16 protein-coding genes and 2 pseudogenes are annotated in these 17,766 nt (G+C 34.1%); 5 read left to right on the forward strand and 13 right to left on the reverse strand.

The window, feature by feature from the left end; all coding sequences use genetic code 11:
- Window positions 1–7: 7 nt before the first annotated feature.
- A complete protein-coding gene (locus tag ACIQZI_RS08745) occupies window positions 8–2,653 on the reverse strand; it encodes a glycosyl hydrolase (RefSeq protein WP_403071747.1) in 2,646 nt (881 codons plus the stop codon).
- A gap of 148 nt (window positions 2,654–2,801) precedes the next feature.
- Between ACIQZI_RS08745 and ACIQZI_RS08750 the strand changes: the two genes are divergently transcribed.
- Window positions 2,802–3,218 carry an AraC family ligand binding domain-containing protein gene (locus tag ACIQZI_RS08750; RefSeq protein ID WP_403071750.1) on the forward strand — a complete coding sequence of 139 codons (417 nt, stop codon included), beginning with the start codon at window positions 2,802–2,804 and terminating at the stop codon, window positions 3,216–3,218.
- Between the two features lie 279 nt (window positions 3,219–3,497).
- Window positions 3,498–3,770 (forward strand): helix-turn-helix transcriptional regulator, encoded by a 273-nt coding sequence (locus ACIQZI_RS08755; RefSeq protein ID WP_403072175.1) that lies wholly within the window; start codon window positions 3,498–3,500, stop codon window positions 3,768–3,770.
- 108 nt (window positions 3,771–3,878) lie between these two features.
- Here ACIQZI_RS08755 and ACIQZI_RS08760 read toward each other — a convergent pair.
- Window positions 3,879–4,579 (reverse strand): annotated as a pseudogene (locus tag ACIQZI_RS08760) (IS6 family transposase).
- Window positions 4,580–4,836: 257 nt separating this feature from the next.
- Window positions 4,837–5,385, reverse strand: a complete 549-nt coding sequence (locus ACIQZI_RS08765) for a DUF3221 domain-containing protein (RefSeq protein WP_403071753.1) — start codon at window positions 5,383–5,385, stop codon at window positions 4,837–4,839.
- A gap of 269 nt (window positions 5,386–5,654) precedes the next feature.
- Here ACIQZI_RS08765 and ACIQZI_RS08770 point away from each other — a divergent pair, with 269 nt between their 5' ends.
- Complete coding sequence (locus ACIQZI_RS08770; protein ID WP_403071756.1) at window positions 5,655–6,068, forward strand: hypothetical protein; 414 nt, start codon at window positions 5,655–5,657, stop codon at window positions 6,066–6,068.
- Window positions 6,069–6,588: 520 nt separating this feature from the next.
- On the opposite strand, the pseudogene ACIQZI_RS08775 reads toward ACIQZI_RS08770, so the two are convergent.
- The 4 genes and pseudogenes from ACIQZI_RS08775 to ACIQZI_RS08790 form a co-directional block, all read right to left on the reverse strand.
- A pseudogene (locus ACIQZI_RS08775) lies at window positions 6,589–6,843 on the reverse strand (CPCC family cysteine-rich protein); the annotation flags it as partial.
- 390 nt (window positions 6,844–7,233) lie between these two features.
- On the reverse strand, window positions 7,234–7,572 hold the full coding sequence (locus ACIQZI_RS08780) for a DUF1801 domain-containing protein (RefSeq protein WP_403071759.1): 339 nt from the start codon (window positions 7,570–7,572) through the stop codon (window positions 7,234–7,236).
- Window positions 7,573–7,574: 2 nt separating this feature from the next.
- Entirely contained in the window at window positions 7,575–8,027 is a 453-nt protein-coding gene (locus tag ACIQZI_RS08785; RefSeq protein ID WP_403071762.1) for an SRPBCC family protein, read from the reverse strand.
- 393 nt (window positions 8,028–8,420) lie between these two features.
- Window positions 8,421–9,188 (reverse strand): phosphotransferase, encoded by a 768-nt coding sequence (locus ACIQZI_RS08790; protein WP_403071765.1) that lies wholly within the window; start codon window positions 9,186–9,188, stop codon window positions 8,421–8,423.
- Window positions 9,189–9,443: 255 nt separating this feature from the next.
- Between ACIQZI_RS08790 and ACIQZI_RS08795 the strand changes: the two genes are divergently transcribed.
- The gene (locus ACIQZI_RS08795; RefSeq protein WP_403071768.1) at window positions 9,444–10,871 is read left to right on the forward strand and encodes a PQQ-dependent sugar dehydrogenase; all 1,428 of its coding nucleotides are present in this window, start codon (window positions 9,444–9,446) and stop codon (window positions 10,869–10,871) included.
- A gap of 108 nt (window positions 10,872–10,979) precedes the next feature.
- Here ACIQZI_RS08795 and ACIQZI_RS08800 read toward each other — a convergent pair whose 3' ends face one another.
- The 6 genes from ACIQZI_RS08800 to ACIQZI_RS08825 form a co-directional block, all read right to left on the reverse strand.
- Window positions 10,980–11,507, reverse strand: coding sequence for a hypothetical protein (locus tag ACIQZI_RS08800; protein WP_403071771.1), 528 nt, complete (start codon window positions 11,505–11,507; stop codon window positions 10,980–10,982).
- 236 nt (window positions 11,508–11,743) lie between these two features.
- Window positions 11,744–12,133, reverse strand: a complete 390-nt coding sequence (locus ACIQZI_RS08805) for a cupredoxin domain-containing protein (protein ID WP_403071774.1) — start codon at window positions 12,131–12,133, stop codon at window positions 11,744–11,746.
- Window positions 12,134–12,617: 484 nt separating this feature from the next.
- Window positions 12,618–13,424, reverse strand: coding sequence for a DUF4097 family beta strand repeat-containing protein (locus ACIQZI_RS08810; protein WP_403071777.1), 807 nt, complete (start codon window positions 13,422–13,424; stop codon window positions 12,618–12,620).
- 111 nt (window positions 13,425–13,535) lie between these two features.
- Entirely contained in the window at window positions 13,536–13,967 is a 432-nt protein-coding gene (locus tag ACIQZI_RS08815) for a MarR family winged helix-turn-helix transcriptional regulator (RefSeq protein ID WP_403071780.1), read from the reverse strand.
- Between the two features lie 791 nt (window positions 13,968–14,758).
- Entirely contained in the window at window positions 14,759–15,286 is a 528-nt protein-coding gene (locus ACIQZI_RS08820) for a DUF1003 domain-containing protein (protein WP_403071783.1), read from the reverse strand.
- Window positions 15,287–15,565: 279 nt separating this feature from the next.
- On the reverse strand, window positions 15,566–16,918 hold the full coding sequence (locus ACIQZI_RS08825) for an MATE family efflux transporter (protein ID WP_062179851.1): 1,353 nt from the start codon (window positions 16,916–16,918) through the stop codon (window positions 15,566–15,568).
- 130 nt (window positions 16,919–17,048) lie between these two features.
- Between ACIQZI_RS08825 and ACIQZI_RS08830 the strand changes: the two genes are divergently transcribed.
- Window positions 17,049–17,729 (forward strand): TetR/AcrR family transcriptional regulator, encoded by a 681-nt coding sequence (locus tag ACIQZI_RS08830; RefSeq protein ID WP_403071788.1) that lies wholly within the window; start codon window positions 17,049–17,051, stop codon window positions 17,727–17,729.
- Window positions 17,730–17,766: the final 37 nt, after the last annotated feature.

Genomic DNA, 17,766 nt, shown 5'->3' on the forward strand with positions numbered 1-17,766 from the left:
TCTCTCCTCATCTTTTTACTTTCAACAAAACTTCTCCATTTATTCCAATCGGTTCAACATACATAAATTGAGATAAATAGTCTTTTTTACTGTTACCTAGAGTATTTGTCACTTCAATCCTTAATGAATTTTGCCCCTCTTTAGTTGCATTAGTTAGTTCAAATGTATAAGGATTTGAGATTTTTGTTCCTATATATATGTCATTTACATATACTGAAACTGTTTCTTGGGCGTCCTCAATAAATAACTCTACCTTTTTATTCTCTGTTTCAAATTGAGTTTCATATCTAACAGTACCTGAAAAGCTTGAGTACTCATCTCCTGCCCCTAACAATGGTAATTCATTGAAAATTTGATATTTTTCAATTTTTGGATATTTTTCCGAATCAGCAAACGATAGATTCCATTTAAACGCGTTCAACGGAATTACACTTTCATTAGTCAAAATATCAACTTCGCCAATTCCTTCATTATCTTCAAAAAGAATTATGCTTTCACCTTGAGCTAATGTTAATTCTAGTGTTTCAGAAGCTACAAGTTTCGTTACTTTATTTTCAATAGGATTGTACAAAGAGAATTTCTCTAAATCAGGAATAGCTATATTAGTTTGTATTTTTCGAATAGTACTTTCATTAAAAAACATATATATATGACCATCTTCATGTTTGTAGTGGTAGTACCTCAAACTTGGCTCAAAATTTGAACTCTCAATCTCGTGTAAATTCTTCGATTTTAAATAATCTGCTAAATTATCAAGACTAATTACTGATGAACTTTGTTTTAATATGGCTAACTCCGTTTGTATAATTTCATTTTCACTTGAGAAACTTGGATAGTTTTCAAGAAAAATTATTTCTGTGCCTGCTTCAGCTAATTGAACTATTTTGTGAATAAGTTCTTTAGGTAATGCCTCAGAAAATGGAATAATAACAGTATTAAATTCTTCATTAGCAATTTTCATTTTATTTTTTTGAATTGTAGAATTAATAATTAATTCGGCTGATACGATATCAAAATCTATTTGGTTCTGCGTCAGGATCTTTGCTGGTTTTTGGAGGAGCATATAATCTCCAGACCACTCTGATTCAGCATGGTATAAAACTGCCACTGGTGCAATGTGCTTTCCATCTGATAACAAATGGCTGACACGATTCATATAATGAATAAGATTGTCCATATATTTAAATTGAGGATTATGTCCATGTGCATAAAAGTGTGGTGGACAATCTGCGTCAGGATAATTTTTCATTGAAAATGCATGAGGAACAAAATAGTTAACACCACGTACTAACATGTGATTTGCAATCCAATTCATTAATTTTAAACCTTCTGCCCAACCATAAGCTCCAAATACCTCACACATTGTTCTTCCTTGTTTCCTTAAATCTAAATGACCTAATGAAGAACCCATTTTAGCTAAAGCATAATGGAAGAACTCTCCATCCCACCCAGTAGAAGTAAAGGACTTAAAATACCCTTGGTCTTGCTCTGGTACAAGTTGATGTAATACTACATCAATACCAGACATGTCCTGACCTTTCATCGATTTAAAAAAATGACCTGAACCATATCCTAGTCTAGCATGTGCATTATTATCCTCAATTACATGACCGATATATTCAACACCATGTTTTTTACACCAAGCACCTATACGTTCCGAAAAGTTTTTCGAATAAAGATTACTTACTAATTCCATATACTGAAATCTAATTTTGTAAGCTATTCGACTATCTCCTCTAAATAATAGTGGAAGATATTTGCTACAATCCTCTCCAAATGAATCAGAAAGTAACTCTAGCAAATCATTACACCATGGTAATGGCATATCAATTCGTCCAATCGAGGCTTCAGGTCCCTTAATATTTCCGAATCTAGGTTCATCTGAAAAGAAACCCTTAATCGTGTTTCCGAATTCTTCCCTATACTTTCGATAATGGCTTTCATATACAGTGTTAATTAAGACATCTGTTGCTTCTGGAACTAATGGATTCAAATAACCTTCTGTAGCAATCTCTCCTCCATCTTGAGTTTCTATAAAACAGAAAAAGCTCCATGCACCCTCAGGCACGTCCCAATAAAGTACAGAGTCTTTAATATAAGAAGTGACATCAACAAGGGAGGTTTCATCAATTTGTTCATAATCTAACTTTTTTGCTGCAATCACCTTTTTAATTTTAGACCTAAACTTTAGTTCTACATCAGAATCTGTTTCTTCTGATACATCCTTTTCAACACCGACACTCATAATATTTGGCTTTCCGTTATATAACATCCAATCTAATAAAATGCCTGCTCGTTTTTTAGGTCCAACAAAGTCTAACTGCTGCATTTTTAAGTAGACTTTTTGTAAATGAGGATACTCATTTTTAATTTTCCCTGCTGCATAACCTGTTGGAAAATGTTCATCATCCAATATCCAAACTGACATGCCAAGTTTTTTAGATTCATCGAGGATAATATCAACATCTTCCCACCACTTTGCTCCTAAAAAATCCGGATGTGGTCTTGATTCAATACATGTTGCTTTAATCCCAGTAGAAGAAATTTGTTGAAGATAATGTCTCGTCGTTTCTTCATCTTCACCATGCATCCATAAAAAAGGAAGTATATGATTGCCCTCTTTATTTGATAAAACTTCCTTAATTTTTTTCAATTTAACCCGCCTCACTATCATAAATAATTAAGTTGCAACTACTATATTCACATGATATCTTGAAGTGTAACCGCATTCAATGTCATAAAATCTATAGTTGACTATCATATTCTACGAACATATTTTAATGGTATAGGAGATGTTAAAAATGGTTTTAAATAGGATCGATAAATGGCTAAAAGATTTAACACCAAAAGAGAAAAGAAATAAGGAAACCTCTCAACTATCCGACTACTACACTCATCTTGAAACCAAAAATATAGACGGAAAAGAAGTGTACATTTTTGATTCTCTTATCCCAGAAAATCAAGAATTTCATATATCAAGACATAATCGATTTGCTATCGTACCGGCACATATCCATACATTTATAGAAATTAATTATGTTTATTCAGGACAATGTAAACAAGTAATTGATGGAAAAGAAGTTACTTTATCTAGAGGACAAATTTGCTTAGTTGATACAGATGTACCACACTCAATCTTAGAAACAACCGAAGATGACATCATTATTAATATTTTGATTCGAAAAGAATATTTTATTAAAACACTTTCGAATAAATGATTTGATGGGGGTATTGTAGTCAATTTTATTTTAAATGCTTTATCTGAAACAAAAGCTCATAATCAATACATTATTTTTCTATCAAACAATTCAGATCAAATTGATTTACTTATTAAACAGATTCTACAGGAGTACAATTTTTCTTCACTTGGGTATATACAAATTATCGAAAATTACATAAATATATTATTCATCTTACTTGTTCGAAGCTTTCATTATGAAACAAATAAAAAGGTTCAGTCTGAAAAGCACAACGAAATTATTAATATTCTTCAGTATATTGATCAAAATTATTTAACTTGTACATTACAATCAGTAGGAAAACAGTTTAACTATACACCCAATTATTTGAGCTCATTAATAAAAAAAAGTACTGGAAAGAAATTCAGCCATCTAATTTTGGAAAAAAGGTTACAACAAGCAAAATTCTTGCTAACTAATACAAATGAAACAGTATATACTATTGCTTCTGACTGTGGTTTCAGCAATTTAACTTTCTTTTATAAAAAATTTAAAGACCGATACGGTTGCCTTCCTTCAGAAATACTATAATAAAAAAGTTCCCTTGTGCTTTCTGCCAGGGAACTTTTTATTTACGGTTCTGGTGCAAATACTTGAAGAAAATATAAAAAAGCGAAAGTTTTCTAGTGACCCCTGATCCTAAGCAATTAGTCCAAACAGTTGATGGATGAATTCTTTTTGATTTTGGACAGACTTCTCCCTTTGGAGAGTCTGTCCTTTTTTGATCATGTGCATATCCCCGCAATAACTCGTTTGGCAGTCCGTAAGGACTTTAATCCAAGCATCGGGCGAATTCGTTTTTTAATAAAACGGTGATCCTGCTCCACGATATTGTTGAGATATTTAACTTGCCTTAGTTGGATGCCTTCAGGCATCTGCTTTTCTTCTTTTAACTCTTGGATAGCGATTGGATAAGCTGGGTTTTTGTCTACTGTTATCACACGAGGCTTAGAAACGTGCGAAAAAGCCAAGGCTTTCTTAAAAAAGCGTTTGGCTGCTTGTTTATCTCTTGATTCGCTTAGACAAAAATCAATGGTATTCCCTTCTGAATCAACGGCACGATACAGATACATCCATTGACCTTTGACTTTCACATAGGTTTCATCTACTCTCCAGGAGTCATTGGTTGACTTAAGATGACGCCATACTCTTTCATCTAATTCAGGCCCATATTGATGTACCCAACGCATAATCGTTGTGTGAGCCATGGATAAGCCTCGTTCCTCCATTAATTCCACCAAATCACGAAAACTGAGGCTGTACCATAGGTACCATCTAACCGTTAATAAAATAATGTCAGGCTGATAATGTTTCCATTTGAATTCTACTGGTTTTTTCATACCGATACACGTCCTTTTTAGTTTAGTAGTATCAGTATGTCCAAGATTTAGAGTTTAGTTTCAAGTTAGCTGAAATTTTTGCACCAGAACCAATAATACCACAATTAACCAAATGGATATGAATCTTTCTTTAACTATTCTGACCCATTAGTTAAAGAAGTAGTTTTGAATGTATGATCTTAGTTATTTTCGTACATTCAGAAGACCACAAATTGTGGTCTTCTCCTCTCTCTCCGAACAAACTTCTTGCCTCATGATTATTTATCATCTATATCAAATTCGTACATACTTTCATCTTGTTTAATATCTACTATCCAAGTATCCTTTTCCTTATCATAAGTTACATTTCTAATAGCAGCTATCCAATTTGATGTAGATTCTGACTCAAGTTCTTTTAATGCTTTACGAACTACTTGCGATTCTGATAAATCGGCTGTATCTGGTTTATATTCTGGGAGAATTGTCACCTTGTTTGCTTTTCCTTTACCAGGATAGGATTGAAATATTGGGCCATCGGCTTCAACAAGCACTCTTTGACCGACTTTTAGCTCCTCTGAAGCTTTCGGATAATGGTAACTAACTGCACCAAAAAATTCTTTTTCTCCACCATTCGAACTATAATCGCTAGGGATAGCGTTTACCACCATCATTCCTTGTTCTTCTATACTTAGAACATAAAGCCCTTCCTTGGAAGATTTATCACTTGTATCCGCATTTGAATCCGTCTTTTCTGTATGGCCATTTAATGAGCAACCCATCAATAACACTGTGAGCGATACTATAAGAAAACCTTTACCTTTTTTCATTTATCGGACAACTCCCATTTTTTTCTATATAATTTCACTTTATCATTTCCTTGTTCAACAATCCTGCCTTTGTTGAAGAAGAGGGCTTCTTCTTGAACTGATGTCACCCATTTGAATAAGCTAGATTAAAAAACTCTCTTATTTTTTTCAAGAAAAGTTTACATAATCATCTTTATCGGCATTAAAAATGATCTTCAATTTTAAATACATTTTCTAAGTATTATTTTTCTCTTTATTTGGGAACTTATAAATAAAGGAGGTTTTTTGAGTTGAAGAGAATAATTCCCATTGCTTTCATAGGAATATTAACTGCTATTTTTGCTATCAATATTCAATTGGTACAAGCAACACAAAATCAGGAACCTTGGAGCAAGTATCCAGATAACTCCGCCAAAAGTTTCAAAGACGCTGATTCGTTTTATAAATCACTCAATAAAAAGCAATATGTTGAATTTGAAAATGCGAAGCTAAATATTCAAGAAAAAACCTATTTTAAAGACGTTAATAGCGTTCTTTCTCGTGCTGATCAATATGGAAAATCAAGGGTCGGCGGAGTTGGTTACCATCCTAAAAGGCAAGTATATGTATTTGTGACCGTTTCTCAAGAAGGAAAAATGTGGACGGCCGTTTTTGACGCTGAAACAGGAAGAAAAAGCAACGAATCGCGTGACCTAACTGAATAAGCAAAGCAGTTCATCGAAAGCTACTTTTCTGTTTTTATTTAATTAACCTGCTCCGTTTTTGAACAAGGTTTCTAAGGATCATATGCATACTCTATACAAATCTAGTTTACATAAAGTGAATTTTCGGAACTTCCGAAACATAAAACCCCTTGGTACTCAAGGGGTTCCGAATGGTCCATTTTTATCGTTTATACATGGTTGATGAATCAACATTTTCGGCTTCTAAAGAAGCCTGGTAACTGCATAAAAAGGGGTGTTTTATGCAAATTCTTCTTTCACTAAACACCCGTTCGTTGAATAACATTTATCATTTTACTTAAAATGCTTACTCTTTATTTATTGGTGTACTTACATGTTTAATTTCACCACCAAAAGACCATCCCTTACTTTCAAGAAAATTAGTAAATTCATCTATAAATTCATTAATTTGCATAGATTCTTTGAACCCACTTACCAAAACATTTCCTTCAATTTGTATTTCTACAACTTTAGTTTCACTGAGTTTTGCTTCCCTTTCCCAAACTGGTTTCCATAATGGATCTTTTTCATAAAATTCCCTAACTAATTTACCTATAAATCTTTTTTCACTAGCCCCAAATTCAATATAGTTTCTTTGTGCCTGCCTTAAACATACCTCATTAGCACCACCCCAGTAATCTGGGTTATCATTCATTACACCATCATCTTGCCAAGAACACACCGTACAGATTTCGTCACTACCATTTTCTTCTGAATATGTTTTAAAACCACAACAAGGACAAGTATACTTTTTCATCATTCTCTCCTAAATTACTAATTGTTTTATGCCTTTATTTTATCATCACCTTATTCAACTAACTGCCCCGTTCGTTGAATAAGGTGTTTTTATGAATGTATGATATTAGATAAATTCATACATTAAAAAGGCCGTCATTTGGCAGCCTTTTTATGGCGCTATCGCACCCGTTAGTTTAAGTACATTTATTCACATACTTAGTTCGTTTTCCATAATTATTGCTTCATCTATTAAAGGATTCCTGCCCGGTTAGCCCTTCATGTAGCGAAAAATCTATACTACACCACAGAAAATGAAAGATTATTACGTTTTTTCATTGGAGTTCAATAACCTTTAAGTAAATCCACCAATAAATCTATTCACCAAATGGCTAAGAATTCACTCCACTAGTCAAAGTGTACTTGATGCTTGAACAAGTAAGCGAGACAGTAAATCATAATCAGGAGAAGCACCCTCATGAATTTTCAGCCATTTTTGTTCAGCAGGACCTTCAAAGTCTTTAGGAACTTCTAGTTCAGTAGTATTCATAATCATAAACGCCATAGCATCCTTAGAAGGAGAAATCACCGCAGCAAATTTCCCATTTTTTAAGAAATGTGGCTTTTTATATTGAATCCGCTCTTCCACATCAGGTATAGATTTATGGACAAGTTCACGAAGCTGATTGCATATCTCAATCTTCCATTGTTGATTGAGATTTTCGATAAAAGAAGAGACCTCTTGATTCACTTTTATAATTCTCCTTTAAAATCTTCATCTTTGGAAAGTTCGCTATATTTCTTGAAATTTTCTAAAAATGCTTGCCAACCTTCTTTTTGCTGCTCAGCGGAATGGGTAGTTTCTGCGTCAAAAACCTCAATTACCTTCGTGTCTCTGCCTTGACTAGTAAAAGTGATCGTAACTTTTCTTCCATCTCCAAGAGTATAAGAAATCAATTCGTTTATTTTAATTTCATCATATACTCCACCAAAGTCAAAACCAAAACTTCCATCTTTCGCTTCCATTCTTGTAAGAAATGTTCCACCTACTCTTAGATCATTTTCAGCAAATGGTGCATGCCAGTCATCTGAAGCAAAAGACCATTTCGTAATATGCTGTGGTTCTGTCCAATATTCCCACACTTTTTCAACTGGCGCATGAACTGTGGTCTCTACCTTTATTGTTTCTTTATTATCTGTATTCATTTAATATCCCTACCTCACTTTATCTAATTCATATCCCTGTTTTACTATATGATTAACTGGAAGACCGTTATTTATATGGTAGCCTTAAATAAGACTCAGTAGCACCATACCCTAAAGATTTATATTGATGCACAATTGTTTTTATAATCAATGAGTATTGATTAACTAAAGAATTAACCCTGCTATTTAAGTATTCCACCATTCACTAAGTAACCCTTCAAACCAATTAACATATACATAAAACGAAACATATGTTCTCATAAGGATTTTAACCTAATCTAAAAGAAAATACAACAAAAATTATTGAACTAACCTGCCCCTTTGGTTCCTTAAGGAAAAAAGAGCTGCTGATAAGCTCCTAATAAGTAAAGAACCCGTTAGTGGAACATCAATTTAGAAAAACTCATATAGACCTTCAAAATACCGAAGTTCTTCCTTTGTAACTTTATAACGTCTATATCCTTCATAAAAGGCATGTATGTATGCAGGATTATTAATAAATTTCCCAATCGCTAAGGATTCATCATATCGAGGATCTCCGACTGTCATACCAGATACATCAATAAAAAGTTTTACCTTCCCGTTGATGACAAGCACATTATCTGTTGTGCAATCACCATGTATCATAGTCTGTTGAACTGGTATAGGTTTGTCGGACTTCAACTGATTTAACAACTCTAAGTTACCCTCCGTTTGTCCGTTTTCCACATAACTTTGTGCCTTGGCAAGTCGCTCCTCAAACCAATTATTCTCTCGTCTAAAATATTGCAATTGTTTTTTTTCATGAAAATGATGAAGAAATTGTCCAAAACTCCTAATTAATGATTTCTTTTCTGTTGTACTTTTCGCTTGGTTTAAAGCAGAAGTTAACGTTATTCCGTCCTCAAATGACATTATTAAATGGCTTCCAATCTTCTCCTCGAAAAAACCATAGTATTTAGGAACTGGAATCTGATTATTGTTATTTAACTTTTCTAATACTAGAGCCTCAGTCTTCAACCATTCCTTATATTTTTCCTTAAAAGAACTTTTAAGTACATAGGAACCATTGTTTGTTATGATCTGATGTACTTCTGAAGTACAACCCTGTTCATCCATTTTGATAAATCTATTTGTTTCACCTACTATTTTTTCAACCTTCTCTATTAATTCTGTATTCACTTTATATACACCACATTTTTTTTAAGATAATACTTTATAATTCGCTCTTTTATTCAACTATCCTGCTTCGTTAGTCGAATAAGAGAAAGGTTGCCAAAGCAACCTGCTTATCGTACTAAAGCACTCCTTTAGTTTAATTACGCTCGTGTGGAAAGTGGTGCAATGCCTTATCGGATTCCCCGGCCTAATTTGGTACTAATAGACGGTTCTAATCATATTCTTATAAGAAAACAATAAGAAGGAGTGCAAAGTCAGTTGATAAAAGTTAAGGTTGGTTTACAGCCCATTGTAAGTAATATAAATTTACCTACTGTTTTAAAGACAACCATACTTCCGGGTGACTCAATTGAAAGATTATTTATTGCAACTCAGGTAGGAGAGATCTTTTACATAGGAAACGGGGTTATAAGGACTTTTTTAGATATTCGCCCGCGAATCATAAAACTTGGTGATTCTGAACCAGGTGTTTCTCGTGGTGGATATGATGAACGGGGATTGCTAGGGCTAGCGTTTCATCCAGAATTTTATTATAACGGTCTGTTTTATCTTCATTATTCAGTAGCTGGAACACAAGGTCCAGGTGCTCTTTCTGAACCTTTTAAGCCTAACCCGTGTGATCCCAGAGCTTTAAACCTAAGATGGATAAATAGAGAAACTCAATATGATCATATTGATACAGTTGAAGAATGGATTTTACAATCGAATGATCAACCTCAAAAACGACGAACCTTACTAAACTTAAGAAGACCATTTTTTAATCATAATGGTGTCAATAGCTTAAACTTTTCACCTGAATCAGGAAACCTTGTTTTAACAACCGGGGATGGTGGATCAGGCTATGATCCATTCAATTTAAGCCAGAATGATATGGAAATCGCCGGTAAAATAATTGAAATTGATGTAGTTAAGAATACATTTATCCAGAATCCACCCGTAGTCACACGGTTTAATGAACTTCCCGTACCTATTCAGGAAACGCTTACGGTAATTGCCAAAGGGGTTCGCAATATACCAGGCATTTCATTTCAAAGGTTTTATAATCAGTATATTAAATATGCGGGAAATGTCGGTCAAGATTTGGTAGAGTCGATTTTTTCATTCGTTCATTATAAACCAATACCGGTTACTCAGCTTATTCAAGCTTCTTTAATGAAATCTGAACCTGACCAAGAAGGATTCATTAACTTTGGCTGGCGAGGTTGGGAAGGTGCTTTTCCTACTTCGATTATAAGTGGCTGCACTGAAAATCAGACTTTGGATGAGAAAACAATTGCCTATTACAATGAAGCAATAACACTTTCAGCGAGTCGCCTTCAGTCTTTAACCAGTTATTTCCACAAAGATACCAGACCCGATAAGTTTGGAGGAACTGCACTTACAGGAGTGCAAGTCTATATGGGGAATACAATCCCTGGTTTAACAGGAAGCGTTGTGTTTATCGATCTTGCCCGGAAAGAATCTCAACCTCAGGTTAGAGGAGCTTTAGCTTATACCACCGTAAGACCAAATGGTGAACAAAATGATTTTAGTGTGATACAAACCGATTATGATTTTGGGTCTCAATCAGCCTATTATGTTAGTTTGGGAACGAATCTGAATCAAACCAGCTTATATTTAGCAGTTTATAGCTCTATGAAAGTGACTGATTTTAACCAAGGCACTGTTTTTGAAATAGTTCCATGAACCAAAACACTAAATTTCCACTTAATCTTGATAAATCTCTTACATGGATGTAATGAATCGAAATTAAAACCAAGTGATGGAGAATCACTAAATTATAATCATTTTTAATCATTTAAAAATGATTAAAGCAATTTCAACCCATAACCAGCTATAAATGAACGCAAATAAAAAGCCAATTGTAAGAAATGAAAAGGAAACAGAGACGGCTGAACCTAAAACTGGAAAGTGAAAAATAAATATTAGACTCATAATTCCTAACATTAAAAGAATGGCACCAGTAGTCATAATACTTAACCCCTTCCTGAAAAGGTGAAAGGATGCCCCTATTCCAAGTCCTAACAATCCTGTTGTAAAAGAAAATACAATTAGTTCAGTTGGCTGTAGGATGAATAACAGCATAATTGTCAGAAAGTAGGATATTTCTCCAAGTGGAATGGAAAACATGGAACATAACAGAATAAGTACAGTGGCCAGAGGACTTATAAAATATCCTATCCCTGGTAAAAATCCAGCAGCCTGCAGAATAGTTGCCATACAGGCTAAAATAGACACTAAAATGAGCTTCATCGTTTTTTTATGTTTATTGAATATTATTTGAGATAAACGAACCTCATCAGAAATAGGTTTAAAAAACACACCTTTCCACCTCATTCTAAATGGTTTATACGTTACCTTACATTATACTTACCATTTATTAGAGGTGGAACAATTACTAATAATCCAAGCATCAATATCCTCTGTAATGAAAAATAAGCTTAATAAAAAATCTCTCTAAACCTTAATCGATAATACAAAGTAGAGAAGTCCGTTCGGGGAGGAAGTAAGTTATTTCCTTTACCTATAAAAAAACAAGGCCTTATTGGTCCTGCATTTTATTCGACTATTACTTTCCCAACCATTCCTTCCTGGAAATGGTACCGACATATCAGTTCATATGTACCGGGCTGTTTCGGATTCACGGTAATATTTTTTTCTTCACCCGGCTGGACCTCGACGTCAATGCCGAGCTTTTCAACTGTGAAGGTGTGCTCTTTACTGCCTTTGTTTTTCAATATCAACGTTGTGGCTGTTCCATTCGGAATAGTGATGACTTTCGGATTAAAGAAATTATCGTTCAACTCGACCTCAATCGATTTCCCCGTCTCCATAGGCTGATTTACAACACCGGATTCGGCAAATACGCCGAGTGAACCTAGTGTTGTCACGACTACAACCATTGCAAGCGCACCGACCAATCCTGTTACCCACTTTTTCACAGACATTTGCAATCCCTCCTTTCCTCTATTTTTTTCTAATTCATAAAATATTATTACAATAACTTTGGTTGCGTGCTTTCAGATAGTAAGTTTTTTATCTGAAACAGTGAAAAGAAAAAGATCGACTCTAATGACGATCTTCTGGAATCTATTCTTATGCAACTAAACTGCCCCGTTTGTTTAATAAAATTATAAGAGGTTTTATGTTCAATTATGTTTGTTATTGTCCCGAACCCAGGCCGTGAATGCTTCGATGCCATGCACGACTGCTTCAGTACGTATGGAGTGAAACTCTAATTTCGACTTTCTAGAGAATTAGTACATTTTTGAAAAAAATACAGTGATGTATTTTGAAATAAACAAAAGTGTTGCACCTCTAATTATGCATTCAAAACCCTGTGCTTTTTCAATAGACTAAAAGGTATTTATGTACTAGGAATTTTACATACAAAAATTTCAATCTATAAAAACTCTAATGCTGGATAAAACATTAATTTATTTCTATATTTCCCACTAAAACGGATATATTTAGTTTTTTCGTACTATTAGGTACATTTTGAATTAGTTCTTTTCCCGGTCCTTTATTTGAGATAGTATAATTACTGTCTTTGGATATTATTTTCCCATTCTTAGTTGAAATATTTAAACCTATATCATCAGTTTTTATCCCTTTAGGTAGCTCAACTTTTACATTTCCATTAGAAATTTTAATATTATTTTCTCCTTTAACACTTTTGAGAACTAGACTCTTTAAACTTCCTACTTTATTTTTAATATTGATTTGTCCATTTACTTCCCCTAAGTTAATGGAACCATTTCCCGATTTAATATTTAAAAATTCTCCTTGAAAGCCACTCAATCTTATAGTACCCACATCCGAGATAAGGGATAGCCGACTAACTTCAGCAATGTAATCTATATCAATGTCTCCATTTTTTGTTTCTAAGTGAAGCTCATCTAACAAACGTGGTGGTATGTTCAGCAGTATTTTTCCTCTATTCTTTTTACCAGGTAACATCTTTTTCCAGGTTTTATTAAATGTTAGTACATTAATAATTGCTTTATCATTAGTGTAGGTAATATCAATGGTTGGCTTTCCTACACCCTGGGATTCAAGATAAAAATCGGAATCCTTACTTATCAATTTAATGTTAGAAAAATCCGAATTAATCTGTACCTTATTGACATTTTTAATGTTTGATCTGTATTCATAATGTTTTTTATAGCTGTTCAATGAACCCAAAACTAATAATGACATTAAAATGATTCCTCCAATAAATAAGATTTTTTTCCTCAAATTGCTAATCCCCCTACAAAATAATATTTTAACAACTAAAACATTTAATAATTATAATATATAACAGCTCTATTTTTAATTCAATATTTTCAAATAAAAAAACAGATCGTGTTATGATCTGTTTCGAATGGTTTCTTCAATATTTTTAAATAAGTGATTTATCTCCGATAAGGAATGTGTTATAGATTCTAACTGTTTAATTGAGAACTTTAAAAATATTTCATCAACCCTTTCTTCTCCTTTTTCTGTTAGAGTAACTCTTACAACTCTACGGTCCTCTTTTAACCTTATTCGTTCAATATAATTTAGTTGTTCAAGTTTATCGCACATATTCGTTGCTGCTCCAGGTGTTAAAAGAAAAGCATCTGAAATATCTGTAATTTTTAAAAAACCAAACAATTTCAGTCTTAATAATAAGAGTACTAAATTCTCAGAGATTTCTTCATCATTTGTAAGAAATTTCATAAAGTTATTTGATTTAACTTGAATATTAAACATTTCCAACGTTAAAGATCGAACAGATTCATCCTTAATCTTATTCATCGTAAACACCCTTTACAGTTATTTGATAAATTAAAATATATAATAATTATATATTTTAATTTATCATGGAAACAATGTGAAGTGACTAATCTTCTTCGACTGCTCATAAATTTGGGTAATCCTTCACAATCTCAATTATTATTCTACATGAATATGTGAAAGCGTTCCTCAACAATCTGACCCGATTGTGGAATCAGAAAAAACCCTGCATATCAACACAGGATTTTTAATCAAACTTTAAAATAAATTATCAATCTTTATTTTAAATAATCGAACTTTATTTCATTATCAAGACCTAAATTAAAAAAGTATAGATAAATTAAAGGACATAACATATTTTATATGACTAATATGTTATGTCCTTTCTCATACAACTAATTGGCAGTTAATTGAATTAGAAAGAGACACCTATTCCACAATCGCGCCCGATTGTTGAACATCGTTATTCAACTAAAGTCCCTGGAAGTAGTCTTATTGTAGCTATGTTTATATACCTTTGCATAAAAAGCTGTATAAACAATATTAAAAGGGAAAGCCAAGAAATGTTGGTTTCACAGCATTTCTTGGCTTTTTGTGTATTTTCAAACCTTCATTTGGGAACGTTTATTAGGTTTATTTTGTATGCTTTATAAATCCTTTTTTCACATAAGCTCACGTTAAATCCCAAAGGCTTGTATAGCTTCTTTGCTGAGCTATTTTCAGATAAAGCTGTTTGCTCAAACCATCGCATTTTTTTGTCTTTTCTAACAGAATAAAGCCACGTGATTTTTCACAATCCTTGCATAAAAAAGTTACAATGTGTCTTTTTCTTTATTATCTATTAAAAGTAGCTTAATTTCCATTAGTTCATTTTCTATTCGGTGAATATGTTTTTGCATATCGTCAATTTCCTGCTCTGCTTTATAGTTAATAGCAAAGTCAATAATTGACTCGTGCTTATCACGTGCTGCCTGTCTGTTTTGGCTCATCATTATTACAGGAGCCTGAAAGGCCGCAATAAAAGATAGACATAGATTCAATAAAATAAACGGCGGTTCATCAAAATGGAATCGAGTAATTGACAACGTGTTCCATACTATCCAAATGAACAAAAAAATCGCAAAACAAACGATAAATTTCCAGCTACCTCCGAAGGATGAGATTTGATCTGCCACATGATCAGGCCATCTTGTTTTTCTTTGGTATTCTTCATTTAAATTGTTTAGAATGCTTTTTTCATAGCTATCTACTAATCGATCAATTCGGAGAGTATTTTCTTGATTTAACTCAATATCAAAACCCTGAATTTGAGATACTTCCTTATTTTGCATTCTTGACATTCTAACTACCTCCCTAATAGGCAGTCTGATTCAGTTTTAACACATAGGAGCGAATTCATTTTATTATGTTTATTAAAATCCGACTGCCAATAGTTTAAATTCTCATTACTCCTATTTAAATGAACTTTGACTATCTATTAATTCATAAAAAAAAGCCTAAATAGATGAACAGTTAGAATCAATGCCCTACTGTTTGCTGCTCCTGAACGTAAAACATCTTTTTATAGAGCAAGAAGCGTCGGGGTTTCTCCCGACGCATTTTTGTAAGTTTTATTTTTTCTAATGTACTAAACTATCCAAATCCGGCTGCAATTTGTTCCGTAAAACATACAGCATGATAGCACCTACAAGGAATGAAACGGCATCTGCAATGACAAGCGACCAGATTACTCCGTGGAATCCGTATATATGATTGGCGATAAACAACACAGGAATTAGTGTAATTCCTTGAATAATTGACATAATAAACGCTGCAGTTCCTTGTGCTGTTGCTTGAAATATACCCATAAACAACGTGGTCATTCCAGTAATAAACAAGGATAAGAACGTTACATGCAGAATGTAACTTCCCATTTCAATTAAGTACGGGTCATTCGTAAATAAACCAATTAAGTTATCAGATATCAGATAGACGATAACGCCGAATACGAAGGCTAAAGCCACAATCATTTTAATTGTAAATCCGATTGTATGCTTCATGCGCATTTTATTCGCTGTAAAAGAAAAGGCAATGAGCGGTACTACTCCCTCGCATAAGCCCATCAGAATAAACTCAGGAAATTGCAATAAACGTGATGATATTCCGTAAGCAGCTACTGCCTGATCCCCATACTCTACAAGAAAGTGGTTTAAGATGAGAGACATTGCCCCCAAAAAGATACTCATAATAAAGACAGGAACTCCGATTTTAAATACATTACTCAGAATCTCTTTAGAAGCTTTGAACCATTTTACTGAAACGGTTAAGAATTGGCTTTTATATCCTATATGAAAGGCGTAGAATGCACTCGCAACAACGTTAGAAATTACCGTAGCGGACGCAACCCCAGTTACGCCCCAATGGAAGACGAAAATGACTAGTGCATCTAGCATAATATTCACGACAACGCTGAGAATCATACCAATCATAGACGTGATTGCTGCACCTTCTGAGCGCACGATATTCTCCAGTGTGAAGAACAATATGACAAATGGTGAGCCTAAAATCATAATTGTGACATAGTCCTTTGTAAATTCGAAGGAGTCAGATGTTGCCCCAAGACCATAAACGATTTGATTAATCAATGGGAGGCCTACAGCTATCACGATAAGACCGAGAACTAAGCTGCTGTAAAAGGCGAATGAAGACACATGCTTTACATCATCATATTTTTTCTCTCCTAGTAAACGTGAGATGAATGTACCACTCCCCATGCCAACCAAATTTCCTAGCGCCATAATGATTGCAAATAATGGCAAGGTTAATGCGAGTGCGGTTAACATGGCAGTACTGTGGAGCGTACCAAGGAAATAGGCATTCAATATTGAATATATGACACTCATTGACGTGCCTAGCATCATTGGTACAGCGAAATGGGCTACAGCTTTACTGACCGGTGCTTTTTCAAAGTAATAGAGGTTTTCTGCATCCATGTGGATCACTTCTTTCTTTTGAATAATTATCTAACAGTGTTAGTTTGAATCTTACAGTGTTAGATGTTATCATGAACTTATGAATCTGTAAAGCATAAACTTACAGTGTTAGATGAAATGGAGGATACCGATGAAAAAACAGCAGCCTCAGATTTCGGAGGATAAGATTTTAGAAGCCTCATGGGAGCTTCTTGGAGAGAAGGGTATTGAGAAACTCAGTATGAGAAAATTGGCAGACAGGCTTGGGATTCAGGCTCCCTCTTTGTATTGGTACTTCAAGAGCAAACAAAATCTATACCAGCGTCTAGCCAACCAGGTATCGAAAATAATTTTGGAGAAATTTCACTCCGAAGGGGATTGGAAAGAACAGTTGACTGAGCTTGCGGTAACGGTACGGAGCGTACTCAGCCGCTATCCATGCTCTACGCAGATTATGATGATGACACTGCCCCACGAACCAGATATTATCCGGTTCACCAACCGGATGCTGCTATGCGTGGAATCAACACCGCTTGAGCAAGAGCAGAAAATGCAAGTGGTTACTACACTCGTTAACTATGTCTATTACTTTGTTCTAGATGATTATCAACATCAACGTAATGTCTCAGCTATCCTTAAGGCCAATGAAATGCTTCCAGGAGAAGAGATGATTCGTCTTTTAGACTCTATGAATGAGACGGATGCGGGACTGTTCCGGAGGATGTTCAAGAACGAATTATTTGAGCTGATGGGGACTGACAGAGCATTTGAATTTGGTTTGAAGTTAATTTTGCTCGGGATCGAGCAGGTGATAAAGGAACAGGTGGAGTAAATGTAAAAAAACGCCCATCCTGTTATCGGATGGGCTG

The sequence above is a fragment of the Peribacillus sp. NPDC096379 genome, assembly GCF_044762875.1.
Classification (GTDB): domain Bacteria; phylum Bacillota; class Bacilli; order Bacillales; family DSM-1321; genus Peribacillus.

What these genes read in the sequence shown, in the direction of transcription:
- ACIQZI_RS08830 (WP_403071788.1), top strand. Translation starts at nt 17,049, where the DNA reads ATGAAAAAACAGCAGCCTCAGATTTCGGAGGATAAGATTTTAGAAGCC.
- ACIQZI_RS08820 (WP_403071783.1), bottom strand. Translation starts at nt 15,286, where the DNA reads ATGTCAAGAATGCAAAATAAGGAAGTATCTCAAATTCAGGGTTTTGAT.
- ACIQZI_RS08805 (WP_403071774.1), bottom strand. Translation starts at nt 12,133, where the DNA reads ATGTCTGTGAAAAAGTGGGTAACAGGATTGGTCGGTGCGCTTGCAATG.
- ACIQZI_RS08750 (WP_403071750.1), top strand. Translation starts at nt 2,802, where the DNA reads ATGGTTTTAAATAGGATCGATAAATGGCTAAAAGATTTAACACCAAAA.
- ACIQZI_RS08765 (WP_403071753.1), bottom strand. Translation starts at nt 5,385, where the DNA reads ATGAAAAAAGGTAAAGGTTTTCTTATAGTATCGCTCACAGTGTTATTG.
- ACIQZI_RS08785 (WP_403071762.1), bottom strand. Translation starts at nt 8,027, where the DNA reads ATGAATACAGATAATAAAGAAACAATAAAGGTAGAGACCACAGTTCAT.
- ACIQZI_RS08815 (WP_403071780.1), bottom strand. Translation starts at nt 13,967, where the DNA reads ATGAATAAGATTAAGGATGAATCTGTTCGATCTTTAACGTTGGAAATG.
- ACIQZI_RS08825 (WP_062179851.1), bottom strand. Translation starts at nt 16,918, where the DNA reads ATGGATGCAGAAAACCTCTATTACTTTGAAAAAGCACCGGTCAGTAAA.